General features: G+C 42.4%; 13 protein-coding genes and 3 tRNA genes. 10 read left to right on the top strand and 6 right to left on the bottom strand.

The window, feature by feature from the left end; genetic code table 11:
• Positions 1-116: 116 nt before the first annotated feature.
• Positions 117-884 (bottom strand): M90 family metallopeptidase, encoded by a 768-nt coding sequence (locus OCK74_RS13140; RefSeq protein ID WP_279297503.1) that lies wholly within the window; start codon positions 882-884, stop codon positions 117-119.
• A 105-nt stretch (positions 885-989) separates the two neighbouring features.
• Between OCK74_RS13140 and OCK74_RS13135 the strand changes: the two genes are divergently transcribed.
• On the top strand, positions 990-2435 hold the full coding sequence (locus tag OCK74_RS13135) for a phytoene desaturase family protein (protein WP_279297502.1): 1446 nt from the start codon (positions 990-992) through the stop codon (positions 2433-2435).
• A 1-nt stretch (position 2436) separates the two neighbouring features.
• Here the strand turns inward: OCK74_RS13135 and OCK74_RS13130 are convergent, their stop codons facing one another.
• Positions 2437-3993, bottom strand: a complete 1557-nt coding sequence (locus OCK74_RS13130) for a lipase maturation factor family protein (RefSeq protein ID WP_279297501.1) — start codon at positions 3991-3993, stop codon at positions 2437-2439.
• A gap of 308 nt (positions 3994-4301) precedes the next feature.
• Here OCK74_RS13130 and OCK74_RS13125 point away from each other — a divergent pair, with 308 nt between their 5' ends.
• Positions 4302-5024: a hypothetical protein gene (locus OCK74_RS13125; protein ID WP_279297500.1), complete on the top strand. Its 723-nt coding sequence runs from the start codon at positions 4302-4304 to the stop codon at positions 5022-5024.
• Positions 5025-5026: 2 nt separating this feature from the next.
• Here OCK74_RS13125 and OCK74_RS13120 read toward each other — a convergent pair whose 3' ends face one another.
• Positions 5027-5680: a DUF6766 family protein gene (locus tag OCK74_RS13120; protein ID WP_279297499.1), complete on the bottom strand. Its 654-nt coding sequence runs from the start codon at positions 5678-5680 to the stop codon at positions 5027-5029.
• A gap of 170 nt (positions 5681-5850) precedes the next feature.
• Here OCK74_RS13120 and OCK74_RS13115 point away from each other — a divergent pair, with 170 nt between their 5' ends.
• Positions 5851-6144, top strand: coding sequence for a hypothetical protein (locus OCK74_RS13115; RefSeq protein ID WP_279297498.1), 294 nt, complete (start codon positions 5851-5853; stop codon positions 6142-6144).
• A 29-nt stretch (positions 6145-6173) separates the two neighbouring features.
• Here the strand turns inward: OCK74_RS13115 and OCK74_RS13110 are convergent.
• Together OCK74_RS13110 and OCK74_RS13105 are read right to left on the bottom strand one after the other, a co-directional pair.
• Positions 6174-6257, bottom strand: a tRNA-Leu gene (locus OCK74_RS13110).
• Positions 6258-6284: 27 nt separating this feature from the next.
• Complete coding sequence (locus tag OCK74_RS13105; protein WP_279297497.1) at positions 6285-7433, bottom strand: sensor histidine kinase; 1149 nt, start codon at positions 7431-7433, stop codon at positions 6285-6287.
• A gap of 91 nt (positions 7434-7524) precedes the next feature.
• Here OCK74_RS13105 and OCK74_RS13100 point away from each other — a divergent pair, with 91 nt between their 5' ends.
• The 7 genes from OCK74_RS13100 (at position 7525) to OCK74_RS13070 (ending at position 10767) form a co-directional block, all read left to right on the top strand.
• Positions 7525-8559 (top strand): glycosyltransferase family 2 protein, encoded by a 1035-nt coding sequence (locus OCK74_RS13100; RefSeq protein ID WP_279297496.1) that lies wholly within the window; start codon positions 7525-7527, stop codon positions 8557-8559.
• Between the two features lie 63 nt (positions 8560-8622).
• A complete protein-coding gene (locus tag OCK74_RS13095) occupies positions 8623-8847 on the top strand; it encodes a hypothetical protein (RefSeq protein WP_279297495.1) in 225 nt (74 codons plus the stop codon).
• A gap of 74 nt (positions 8848-8921) precedes the next feature.
• Positions 8922-8994, top strand: a tRNA-Gly gene (locus OCK74_RS13090).
• Between the two features lie 40 nt (positions 8995-9034).
• Positions 9035-9120: transfer RNA gene (locus OCK74_RS13085), tRNA-Leu, on the top strand.
• Positions 9121-9293: 173 nt separating this feature from the next.
• Entirely contained in the window at positions 9294-9560 is a 267-nt protein-coding gene (locus OCK74_RS13080) for a hypothetical protein (protein ID WP_279297494.1), read from the top strand.
• A 291-nt stretch (positions 9561-9851) separates the two neighbouring features.
• Positions 9852-10133, top strand: a complete 282-nt coding sequence (locus OCK74_RS13075) for a hypothetical protein (RefSeq protein WP_279297493.1) — start codon at positions 9852-9854, stop codon at positions 10131-10133.
• Positions 10134-10281: 148 nt separating this feature from the next.
• The gene (locus OCK74_RS13070; RefSeq protein WP_279297492.1) at positions 10282-10767 is read left to right on the top strand and encodes a hypothetical protein; all 486 of its coding nucleotides are present in this window, start codon (positions 10282-10284) and stop codon (positions 10765-10767) included.
• A 1-nt stretch (position 10768) separates the two neighbouring features.
• Here OCK74_RS13070 and OCK74_RS13065 read toward each other — a convergent pair whose 3' ends face one another.
• Positions 10769-13252, bottom strand: a complete 2484-nt coding sequence (locus OCK74_RS13065; RefSeq protein ID WP_279297491.1) for a TonB-dependent receptor — start codon at positions 13250-13252, stop codon at positions 10769-10771.
• Positions 13253-13261 lie beyond the last annotated feature (9 nt).

The following is a 13261-nucleotide window of genomic DNA, read 5'->3' as shown; positions in this document are numbered from 1 at the left end:
AAGAATTAGGCGGGCAACTCTAATTGTTAGAGTCTAAAATTACAAAAAAGCCTTATTTAAGGGTGTTTTTTAATTTTATCGGTTCGCCTGAATAAATACTGCTACAGAAGCATTGATTAAATTCTGATAAAAATCCGCTTCATCATTTCATTTAATTCCGGATGATTGTATCCAAACAAGTCCGGGTTTTCAAAAAAGTATTCTGATATAACAGCAAAGCATTCAACAGCACTTGTAGCACCGTATGGATTAATATCCGATTCGCCGCGCCTGATGCGATCCATTGTCAATTGAAGCAACTGCTGCCATTTTGGAACATATTTCCGCTCCAGTAATATTTCCGGAACCCCATCCAGGGTGCCATCCATTTTATCGATGAGATGAACAAATTCATGGATGGCTGTATTATTGTTACTCATGCTATTGATAAACCCTTGTCGTAACTCCCATTTGGAAATAATCAAGACGTTTTGCAAGGCTCCTGACCCTACCATCCCCGAAACTGTACGGTCATAACCCTGTTGCTCAAAATCAAAATTGAAGTTGCCTGGATATAATAGCACCTCTTTCAGGTTGATATATTCCCAATCACGGATGTAATAAACGGGAATCACAGCCGCAGCACCTACGAGCACAATATCCAAATCTTCCACTTGTGCATTGGCTCCGGTGATCTTTACAGCCAATAAAAACTTTTGAAATTTATCTTCAAAAACCTTCTTACCTTCTTCATCCAGGTTTGCATAAAATCGAACATAATCCTGCAATATAACCTGGTAATCTTGCGGCCATGCAACAGCTTCTATACGCTTGGGTCGGAAAACGAACAGAATGATCAGGAGTATGAGTAATAAAGCGAATAAGATCTGTAGCACTATAATCATAAGAGGTTGAAGTTAAGCCAAGGAGCATAAAATCACTTTTCAGGCATAAAAATTATTTGTTACAATAATCAGTTAACTTCTGCTTTGGCTTTAAAATAATGAGGCGTGACTAAAAGAGATTATGATGCCGTAGTGGTGGGATCGGGACCAAATGGTCTGGCTGCCGCGATTACCATGCAGCGTGCAGGGCTTTCTGTTTTGTTAGTTGAGGCTAAAGAGCTGCCTGGAGGAGGAATGCGCTCTGCGGAATTGACTTTACCGGGCTTTATTCACGACATCTGTTCTGCGATTCATCCATTGGCTGCCTTATCTCCGTTTTTCAAGACGCTGCCACTTGATCAACATGGGTTACAATGGATTTATCCCGAAATCGCCGCAGCACATCCCTTCGAGGATGGAACGGCTGCAGCTTTGTACCAATCCATAAGACAAACAGCTCAATCATTAAGAAATGATGGCCAGGCTTATACAAAGTTGATCATGCCCTTGGTAGAGAAATGGCCGGGTATTGCCGCCGATCTATTGAGGCCTTTGCATTTTCCAAAGCGCCCGGTTGATATGGCATTTTTCGGAATAAAAGGATTGACATCTGCCGCCTACCTGGTAAAACGTTTTGATACTAAAGAGCTACGTGGACTTTGGGCAGGAATGGCTGCACATTCTATTCAACCTTTGTCCAATGTGGCGACTTCTGCGATTGGCCTTGTATTAATGGTGGTAGGGCACCTGAATGGCTGGCCATTACCAAAGGGCGGGTCAAAAGAGATCGGCAACGCCTTAGCTTCTTATTTCGAGTCAATAGGAGGAAAGATCGAAACAAACTTTTTTGTGCATTCCCTGGAGCAATTGCCTTCTGCTCATGCTGTCTTATTCGATCTGACGCCTAAACAAATGCTTCAGATAGCAGGACATCAGTTTTCTTCCTTTTATCAATGGCAGTTGAAACACTATCGCTATGGCATGGGCGTGTTTAAAATAGATTGGGCATTGGATGGTCCCATACCTTTTACGGCAACTGAATGCAGAAAGGCCGGAACGGTTCATCTTGGCAATACTTGGGAAGAAATTGCAGCATCAGAGCAGTTAACATGGGATGGGAAACATCCTGACAGGCCTTTTGTTTTATTGGCACAGCAAAGCTTATTTGATCCTTCCCGGGCGCCTGAAGGCAAGCATACTGCTTGGGCCTATTGCCATGTTCCCAATGGATCAGAAATAAATATGATTGACAGCATTGAAAGGCAGGTAGAAAGGTTTGCACCTGGTTTTAGAGAATTGATATTGGGAAGACATACGATGAATACAGCTCAAATGGAAGCGTATAATCCAAACTATATTGGTGGCGACATTAATGGTGGAGTAATCGATGTTCGGCAATTGTTTACCAGGCCTGTATTGCGACTTTCTCCTTACACCACTTCGGCAAAAGGCATTTACATATGCTCTGCTTCAACACCTCCTGGCGGAGGGGTTCATGGCATGTGCGGTTACTATGCTGCTAAAAAGGCATTGAAGGACATCTTTAAGCTCGAAGCACTATCAATAGATTAAATCAAGGTGAAATCCATCTATAGCTTTTTAAAAAATCCAGCAGGCGTTGATCGTTAACGGACATGGGAGGGAGCCAGAGGCTGATCCGCTCGCGGTTCCAATAATGGTGCCGGGCGTTTCTTGGTGGTGCAAAGCTGTACCGGTATAGAACAGCCCTGATGTAGCGGGGCGGCTTGTTGGGGAATGGGTTGCTGGCAAATAAACCCACTGCTTTAGGATCATTGTGAAGGAGTTTCCAGATAAGATGGAGTGTCCATGGGTATTCATCGGGTGTCGACATTGCCGCGAACCACATTTGCCAGTCTAAGCGCAGCTGGTAAGGAGCTATTTGCGGGGAGCGCTTTTCGAGAGCTACAGGCAAGCCTCTATAGACATAGGGTTTCCAAACAGCTTTGTCGCTGGTGTCTGCGGCCATAGTTCCTTCGAAAATAACATTAAAGCGTTCCTTACCTACAGTTCCAAAGGCACCATAGGTATTCACAAGATCCAGGGGATCGAATGAAGTGTTCATGATTTGCCTTGATGACAGCATATTGACTGCCGGCCTGATGCTGAGGATGCCAATAACAGCAGTTACGATCCATGCCGTAGTCATCATAGGCCTGGATTCTTCAGCTCGCTCTGCAGCAGCTTCCGCCTTACGAACGAGCCTGCTTGGAAGGATCTTCGACCAGAAGCCATCGTCAAAACAAGCCAGGGCAGGAATGATCGTAAGCCAGTTCAAAAACGAGAGATTACCACTGAGGAATATGTTAAATTGGAACAACACGATAACAACGCCAGCAATATGGCGTGCCAGCCGTGGCCAGAAAACGAACCAGGGTGCTACCAATTCAGCCAGGTGATTGAACCAGACTCCGATTTTGAGTGCTGTGTGCGGTAGAAAATGGAAAAAGCGGCTCAAGGGGCCGGGAATAGGCTGTGTTTCAAAATGGTAAAAGAGTGCGGTCCCATTACGCCATACTTCATCCCCTCGAATTTTAATCAGGCCTGCCCCCAACATGATGCGGAAGATGAGCCACCGGAATAAAACGATAATAGGATAGGGTGGAGCATAGCGGGGAAATGGACGCATGTCAAGTAGTGGACAAAGAAAGATGGCGAGGAAGCCGGTCTCTGTAAGTTGGATCTCCCAACCATATCCATACCATTCCTGACCAACATGCACAAAAGACATGTAGAGAAACCAGAGCACTGCAAGCAGGAGTGCATTGGCATAACCTGTCACAACCAAACAGGAAAGTATGAATCCAATCCAGGCAGTTGTTAAAAGTGCTGTATTAGAATGGTCGAACCAGAAAATGGAAGGCAGGCGCATAAAGCCTGCTGTATCCGAGCCTAATGCCTTGCTCCATAGTTTAAGATAAGGCCCAACAGGAAGCAGTCCATCAGAGCCGATCAAAGGAATGATTTGGTTAATGGCCACAAGAAAAGCAATGGCATAGATGACGCCCAGCAGGCGAAGAATCATAAAGCGAGTGAGCCAGTACGTTGGAGCAGTACTGGGCTCAAGAGGGGCTCTACTGTATATATTATCTATATCGTTTGGTGCTTCCATTCGATACTCCTATCAAACATGATGCATTTTACCTGCCAGGGAAGAAATGCCCGGTAAAGAATAGTTGAAATGTATTTGGGAGGAGGCATTCTTTTAGTAAAAATTGCAACTGATGAGAAATTTTTTAGTAAAAAGTGCAACAATGTTTTGAGTCATTGGAAATTATGGCAATTATCACTGAGCAATTGTAATCGTCGCCATTTTTTTTGCAACTATTACCACTTCTCTAAAAAACCTCATCATTTTTCAATTTGACGTTAGCTGTAGAGGTTAGTAGTTTAGCTTATTCCTTGTTTAAACTTTGAAGTATGAAAAAAAATATTACCCTTAGCTGCTTGTTCTTGTTGCTCAGCTTCATCTCTTTTTCGCAAACCTCTAAATGGTTTGTCACTGTCGGAAGTGGCTACAGTTTTGGCGGACCTGCCAATGGCATAAAGAATCAAATGAGAAAGTCAGGATGGAATGACATGGATGAAGATATGGTACTTGGTTTTAACTGGTCAACAAATTATCCCAGAAAAAACCCAGGCTTGCCTTTGATGCTGACTGCAGGAAAAAAGTTGAAAGAGTACAAGAGTATTTACTTTACAGCAGGTTTGGCAGATAATGCTACTGTAAAAGGCTTCAAAAAGGAGGGAGAGGCATATTTGCTGATACTTGGAGGCTCTTATGGACGTTATATATCGGTGGATTATAAGATATGGCAAATAGCTGGCGGCTACCAATATGCTTTTCCAAATGCCCGTATAAAGTTAGGGTTCGGTCCATCACTGCTCTTATTGAATTCCAAAGCAACGAATGCAGATAGCAGTATCAATAAGCAAAATTCTTTAGTGCCCGCTCTGGTAGGCAATGCCCGGCTGCCTCTGGGAAGAGAAAAAAGACTGTTTGGGGTAGAATTTTTTATTCAAACCACCCTCGCTCCACCAGCCAAAGTGGAAGATTTTACGAAGGTTGGTTCTTCAGATAAAGTGTCCCTTGGAATGAGCAATCTTACTCTTGGACTAGCATTGGCATTACGTCGCAAATAAGGTTAACCTCCGGTTTCCCTATCCGGCGCATCTACTGGTTTAGATTGGGGCGATCCTTTTTGACGCAGGAAAATACTAAGTGCCACAATGGCCAACACGGATAAGAACTCGCTTTGCCAATTTTGAAAAGATTCAAACCATAAACGTGAATTACCCAGGTACTGGATGGCCGTTTCTGTCGGCATTCCTTTCAGCAAGGCCACTTCATTGTAATCTTTTAAACTGCCATACCAGTGTGCAAGAAAGCTGAGAAGAAACAACAAAAAGAGTGCGTAGCACAGTGAATTCTTATAGATAGCAAGCACAATACCACCTGTTTTTACCGGCCATGGCGCATCCTTTTTTCCCGGGTCTGGTTCTTTATCTACCTCCTCTTTTTTATCAGGGTCCTTTGATTCGGAGGATCCTTTTTGATATAGAAGCATGGTTAATATAACAAATAATGCCATTTGAAAGAACTCGCTTTCCCAGTTCTCAAACGTTGCCTGTAAAAAATGGCCTGATGTAAGATAATGTGACATGTTGATCTCCTTGCCACCTTCTTCTTCCATCTCCTGGTTGTGTTCTTTTAATCCTGTTAAGGCCTGTCCTATAATTGAAAACAGGAATAATAATAAAAAAACCAGAGAGAGACCATTATTCCGTAATTGTTTCATAGTGTAGTTTTTGAAACATATAAAAAATATCATTCCAATATTTTTATACATGCAATTAAGTGTGGCTACATCATAATTAGTAACAACTTATGAGCAACTGTGTATTAAAGCATTGCATGTAGAGCCAGTTTTGGGTAAGCTTAAATTTTGAAACCAGCTTTTCCTGTTCTATGCAGATTATCAATATACTTTTTTCGGAATTATTGTTCTTTGGCGGAATAAGCGCTTCTGGCGTGTTCGATATTGATGCAGGTAAGCGGTTTATGTTGCTTATGATGTTTGATGAGGATAAATATGCCTCGAATGTAAAGTACAGAATTGGCAAAGGAAATTCTGGATGGCAAATGGAAGTTTCCAGAAGCACAACCAATGAGTTGAATAGCGAATACTCAATCCTGGCGATGAGAAGAATAGAAAACGAATCAGCCATTAAGGATATCCGAAAAAAAGAAACGACTTTGTAAAAGTTGATTTACAAAGTCGTGTTCGTAAGTGCCCAGGACTGGATTCGAACCAGCACGCCCTTTCGAGCACCACCACCTCAAAGTGGCTTGTCTACCAATTTCAACACCTGGGCAGTTGAATCAGCGGGTTGCAAATGTATCTATTTTTTCAAAACAATGCGAAAAGTTGTTCCTTTTCCTGGTTCAGAATTTTTTACAGTCAAACTTCCTTTATGATATTGATCGATAATCCTCTTTGAAAGTGTAAGTCCAAGGCCCCATCCACGCTTCTTGGTTGTAAATCCTGGCTTGAAAACTTTTGAAATATTTTGCTTGCTGATGCCTTTTCCGGTGTCTGTAACATCAATGATCACGTTCTTTTCTCCCTCAATAATATTGATCGTAATAGATCCTTTGCCTTCCATGGCATCCAATGCATTTTTAAGAAGATTCTCAATTACCCAGTCAAACAAAGGCGCCGATAAGCGGGCCGGAATATAAGTTTTCTGGTGGGTATTGATGGCAAACATAACTTTTCCGGAAGCCCTCTTCCTGATATATTCTACCATGTCTTCTACCAGGTCCACTACATTGTGTTCTTCCAACTTTGGTGTGCTCCCGATTTTCCCGAAACGATCGGAGACAAGCCGTAGCCGTGAAATGTCTTTTTCAAGTTCCGTAACCACTTTTTCGTTATCAGGCACTTCCCTCAATATTTCCAGCCAACCTTCCAGCGACGAAACAGGCGTCCCTAATTGGTGTGCCGTCTCCTTGGCCATCCCGGCCCATACCTGGTTTTGTGTTGAACGGTAGCTGCTGCGTAAGAGCAATAGCGTAAAGGTGATGAACAAGCCAACAATGAATAACTGTACCAAGGGATAATACTGGATCTCTTTTATCAATCTGCTGTGGCCATAATAATAGCGGTTTACTTTACTGGAGTCCAATGGATCTGTCCAGGTGATCGGCGGGTTTTCCGATTTAAACTGCTTTAATTTCTGTTGGAGGAAATCAGGACGCTTTTCAGCAATGGCCGAGTCCAGGTTTTGATATCCGGTAATACTGTCTTTTTCGTTTGTAGCAATAATTGGAATATCGTCATTGTCCTGGAAGATCTTAAAAGGCAAACGGGTATCCGTATTTAATGGGTTCAGCAGTGATGCACTGGCTTCAACCCATTCCTCCACTTTTTGGCGCTCTTCTTTCTCTATCTTTTCTGCCAGATAAGACGAGTACCAGATAGTGCCGCTCACGATCAGGATGGCGATCACCGCCAGTAAAACCCGCCAGTCTAATAATTGTCGTAGCATGCTAAAATTGTGAAAAATAAATAGTACTCACGAAGTTAGAGGTACCAGTTATTTCCTCTTCACTTATTTTTGAAACTTAATCTGTTGAAAATTGGTTTATTCACCCTCTGTTGCTATCGTTATTTTGAATTGGAACGGCAAACATCACTTGGAGCAGTTTCTTCCTTCAGTATTGTCTACTAATTACGGTAACTATAAAGTAGTTGTCGCTGACAATGCTTCAACAGATGGTTCTGTAGATTTTGTAAGGTCAAACTTTCCTAAGGTAGAGGTTGTCGTGCTGCACCAGAACTTTGGTTTTGCAAGGGGATATAATGAGGCATTAAAAAGGGTAGAGGCTGATTATTTCATGCTGCTGAATTCTGATGTTGAAATCACGCCCGGATGGCTGCAGCCAATGGTGGAATTATTAGAAAGCAATGACAGGAATGCAGCCTGCCAACCCAAGATTTTAGCTTATAAAAACAAAAGATTGTTTGAATATGCCGGTGCCGCTGGTGGTTGGTTGGATGCTTATGGCTATCCTTTCGCCCGCGGTCGCATTTTCGATGTTTGCGAAGAAGACCACGGACAGTACGATACAACGCAACAGGTGTTTTGGGCAAGCGGTGCTGCATTGTTGATCAGGAGCAATGTATTCAGACAATTGAATGGTTTTGATGAATATTTTTTCGCACACCAGGAAGAAATTGATTTGTGCTGGCGTCTGCAGCTATCAGGCTTTAAACTGTTTTGCTGCCCTCAATCTATAGTATATCATGTAGGTGGAGGCACATTGCCAAGAGGTAATTCGAAGAAGACATTTCTTAATTTCCGCAACAACCAGATCATGCTGGCTAAAAACCTGCCTTGGCCCGAGAAGTGGTGGAAGATTCCTTTTCGCATGGCACTCGACCAGGTTTCAGCACTAAAGGGTTTGCTTTCCGGTGATGGCGGATACTTCATTGCTATCATAAAAGCGCACCTTGCATTTTGCCGCTGGTGCATCTTTCATAAAAGAACAAAGAGAACGTATCCACTGGCTCCAATAAAAAGCTTGCATGGTATCTGTCAAGGCATTATTATATGGGAGCATTTTGTAAAGAAGAAAACACGCTTTTCAGAAATAATTAATGTGGATAACTAAGTTTAAAAAGAGTTTTGAAATATTCAAATCGTACCATTATTTTTGCAACCTCAAAACGCATGTATGGATTTACAGCAAGAGTATAGAGAAGAGTTGCAAAAAGTACAGGACAGGGATTTTACTCACAACTGGGTGTCATCTTCTGCTTTTGTGTTTTACTTGTCTGTATTTTGTTTTGTTGCTTTTACATTTGGCACATGTGCACGTTTGTATACCGAGCGTTATAATAAAAATAAGTTCGAACCAAAGGTTCAGGAGAGCACTTTGTACACTCCGAAATACAAGTAAAAAAAGTAAAAAAAAGTTTGGCAGGAATTACAAAAACCCTATTTTTGCAACCCCAAACAATAAGTTCTTAAAATGCGGAAGTAGCTCAGTTGGTAGAGCGCAACCTTGCCAAGGTTGAGGTCGCGGGTTCGAGCCTCGTCTTCCGCTCAGATTGTCCTCCCAAATTTTCGGGAGGATTTTTTTTGGAGCCCTGGTGGTGGAACTGGTAGACACGCAGGACTTAAAATCCTGTGGGCCGCAACGCCCGTGCGGGTTCAACTCCCGCCTGGGGCACAGATCAAAAGCCGTAAAAAATTGTAATACAATTGCTTACGGCTTTTTTGTTTTCTTTCATTTCATTTGCTCCTATCTCTTTATTTTCATTTCTTTTATTTCCCTCATTCGAAGCACGGTATTTGTTATTATTCTAACAATTTATTAATTTAATACATAACCAAACCACTGATATGCGAACCTTAACCCTACATCAATTCGATACCTTGTGCGAAGAAGAGAAAATAATCCTTATCGACGATCATGGTGTTTATCTCGATGTTTACCGTCGCTCAGAAGGATGTAAAGTAGGCTTGTTTAAACTATGGGACTTTTATTGTGAAGTGTGGTTTCATAAAAAATCAAACAAGATACATAAGGTCAAGGCTTTTAGTAATTATAAGAAGCTGGATTTATATTTAGACCAGGTCGATATCAATTCTATCTATTCATTGCTTTGATTGCTGTCCTTTAGCATCAGTAGTGTTCCTCTTTTTTAAGAATGATACATTAATTCTTGTATTCATAGAAATATTTCGGTTATACATCAACTTTAGGTAAGCTTTTTACATTCCATCGAGAGGCAACCTTAGACCTTAGCTTTTCTTATAACATCCTGGTTTAATCTATAAAGGATTGAAAGCTCTTTTTATATATAGAAAAATACACTAAAAAAGTTTCTTTCTTCCTTGTTTAGAATCGTCTCCTTTTATTATCTTAATAGATATTTATAAACACAAAAACCTAAGCTTATGATTTTTACTAAAGAGTGGTGGGATTTCCACCTGACTCCAAGTGGCTGGGTGCAGGGTTCTTATCAACCCGAAATGGGAGATGAACAAAAATTGGAGGTGCCCGGTAATGTAATTCTTACCCGGAGATTTAGCGAACAAACTACAGAACCACTCTCTCCAGGAAAAAGGACTTATGTCGACCTGGTTGTAAAAGATGAAGCCCTTGCAGGCGAACTTTTACACTTATATCCTTATCCCTGGAAGTATTATGCTTCCTTTGAGTATGCTAATGAAAATTAGCCCAGGTAGATCGACAGAGAAATTTGTTCCCAATGAGGCTTCAGCTTCAAAGAGGTTAACTGGAGGTGAGGCCTCATGATGACGAATATTCATTTTAACACTAACTTTGGTCATATTCTTTCGCGCCACGGCAAAATAACTTTGTACCATGGCAAATACATTGAAACCAATCAAACGTAGCGCATCACTAAGGCCCCTTTCCCGTGAGCACCATGATGGACTCCTGTTTTGCTGGAAAATCAGGCAAGGCATCAAAAAGGAGGTGACACCACGTCGCATGGCTAACTTTTGCCTTTGGGCCTGGACAAACCACTTCGCAAGCCATTTCAAAAAAGAAGAAGACGAACTGCTGCAAATAGTATCCGCCCACCATCCCATGATGGAAAAAATGCTTGAAGAGCACGAGGGTATCCAATTTAAAATAGAACTGATCCAAAAACGCCCTGAATATGAGGGATTGGAAAGGCTGGTACGGATCTTAGATCTCCATATCCGCTTCGAAGAACGCGTGCTGTTCCCATTCATAGAAACCATCGCATCTGCCAGCCAGCTGGAAGCCATCGGGGCTCATTTGCAAGATGAAAAAGGAAATGCAAATGAAATCTATCATGATGAATTTTGGCTCGAAAAATAAACTACCATCTCGCCACTAACTTCAAATTCACCAGCCTCGGCGTCAGCCTGTTAGGCATAGCATAGGTGTTATTAGCAAAATCTTTGATCAGCAAGTAGGAAATAGTGTTGGGATGATCCAGAAGGTTAAACACCTCCAGGCTCGCCCAAATGTTATTGAAGTTCCTGAAAGGACTATGACTGCGCCTGTTTTGTTTATCTGTATCCAGTAACAAGGCACTAAAGCCAATATCCACACGTATATAGGGATCAATAGTCAATGCATTCCTGTATTGTACACTGCCAGGGATATTGTATGGCAGGTTGCTTCCGTAGAGCGTGTTCAGGTAAACTTTGAAATTCTTGTTGGTTGCCAGGTAATCCTGGAAAAACATGCCGAAAGTGATCAGACGGTCAGTGGGACGGCGCAACCATCCGTTTTGTGTGATGGAACTGTCTACTGGCTTGTTCAACGAGTCAACAGTATAAACCTTATAATAGTCATTCTCCAGGTCTTCCCGCGTCCTCATAAAGCCCAGGCTGATCCAGCTTTCGGCATCCTTTACGATCTCTCCAAACAAGCGCATTTCCAATCCGGCTGCATAGGCTTTAGCGCTGTTCTCCCCAAAATAGCGGATGCGCACATTATCGATATCGTAAGGGTTCACATCGGTCATGTGCTTATAATATGCTTCAGCCGTAAAGCGCAACAACCGGTTCCAGCCTTTGAAGTTATAGTCTAAACCTGCAACGGTTTGCCAGCTTTTCTGTGCTTTCACCTGCGTGTTTACCGAACCGTCATACCGCCTGAGTTCACGATAAAAAGGCGGCTGATGGTAAGCTCCCACCGCTGCTCTGAAAATGATGTCTCGCTCCCAGTCCGGTTTCCAGGAGGCACTGAGCCGGGGAGACAACAGAAATTCTTTATTGAGGTCGTTATAATTAAAGCGCAGGCCTGCCTGTAATGTAAAGGCGTTCGAAGAGTCGCCAAAGCGCATATTATCTTGCACATAACCTTGAAACTTATTGATGTTCAGATCCGCCGCTGATTGCAACACACTGTTCAACTCTAAAAGATTGGGATTGTAAGGCAAAGTATAGCCAGCCGAATCCTGCAGTTCCCATTCATTTAGCTCGTCTTTGATCGAGGTCTTATTGTATCCAACGCCCCAAAGAAATAGATGTTTGCCTTTATTCAGGCTTCCATTATGAGAAAAGTTGTAGTCTACAATATTGAGATCATTCCGGGCATAGTTCTGGTAAACACCTGCTCCCAGGGGATTGACGATGGTCCCAAAAGTTGAGTTGGATTTATCGAAATCACGGTCACCAAAGAGATACGCACCGGCAATGTCTATGTTTTCTTCTTCAATATCCTGGAACCGTGATGCCATCCATTTTAGCTTTAAATTTCTATAGGGCCGGAAAGTGGTAGCGAAACCAAGCATTTTCGTGGAATAAGCGTCTTTCTCCTGGCCTTCAAAATAGATATCAACACCAAGGTTGGCGGTGTAATAAGGAGTAAACACCGAAGACGTCAATTGGCTGAATTCAGGTACCAGGGAAAACTTGGTTTGAGAAATATTACCCAACATTTCTGCGCTCCATTTTGAAGAAAACTGGTAAGTGAGCAATGCCTGCAGATCTGCTGAAGAGGGCACATAATTCCCTTCTGTTTCCTGGCTGCTTAATAATTTCTTGTTGCTGCGGTTGCGCGCGCCGATGATGTATGAAAGTTTGTTCTTTGCCCCAAGACCTTCAAAATGTAGCCCTTGCTCCAGGATACTCACATAGGCAGAACCTCCGAAGGCACGGGGCTTGTTGTATTGAATATCGAGCACCGAACTCATCTTATCCCCGTACTTTGATTGGAAACCACCATTGTAGAAGGAAACATTGTGCACCATCTCGGGGTTGATAAAGCTTAACCCTTCCTGCTGTCCGCTACGTACCAGGTAGGGACGGAATATTTCAAAGTCGTTTACATAAATCAGGTTTTCATCATAACTGCCGCCTCGTACATTGTATTGGGAAGTAAGCTCGTTATTAGAGCCCACAAAAACTTTGATCATACTCTCTACCCCTGTAACGGGCGTTGGGAGTTGGAGTACAGATTTAGGGTTCGGGCGGATCAGTCCGATCTCCGTCCGGTCGCGCTGATCGGAAACAATTACTTCTTTTAATGTCTCCGAGCTTAATTGAAGGTGAATGGTTACATATTCTTCTTCTCCTTCATTCAGAATAAAATTTTGTTGAACCTGCCGGTAGCCTGAATAGGAAAATACGAGTGCAAAGGCCTTGTCTGCCGGTACTTTCAATCTGAATAACCCTGAATCATTGGTGGCAATACCGGTTTGCTGCCCTAAAATCGTCACAGATACTGCAGATAATGGCTCTTCATTTTCATTCACAACTTTACCACTAACTACCGCTGTTTTTTTTTGAGCATGAAGGCAAATAGATATAGAGGTAAATAATAAGTAGACGATAAGGGAACGTAAATTCACAAGCCGTTG

The sequence above is a fragment of the Paraflavisolibacter caeni genome (genome assembly GCF_025628885.1).
Classification (GTDB): Bacteria; Bacteroidota; Bacteroidia; order Chitinophagales; family Chitinophagaceae; genus Flavisolibacter; species Flavisolibacter caeni.
Note: the sequence above shows the minus strand (reverse complement) of the source record. Positions and strands in the feature narration are given on the sequence as shown.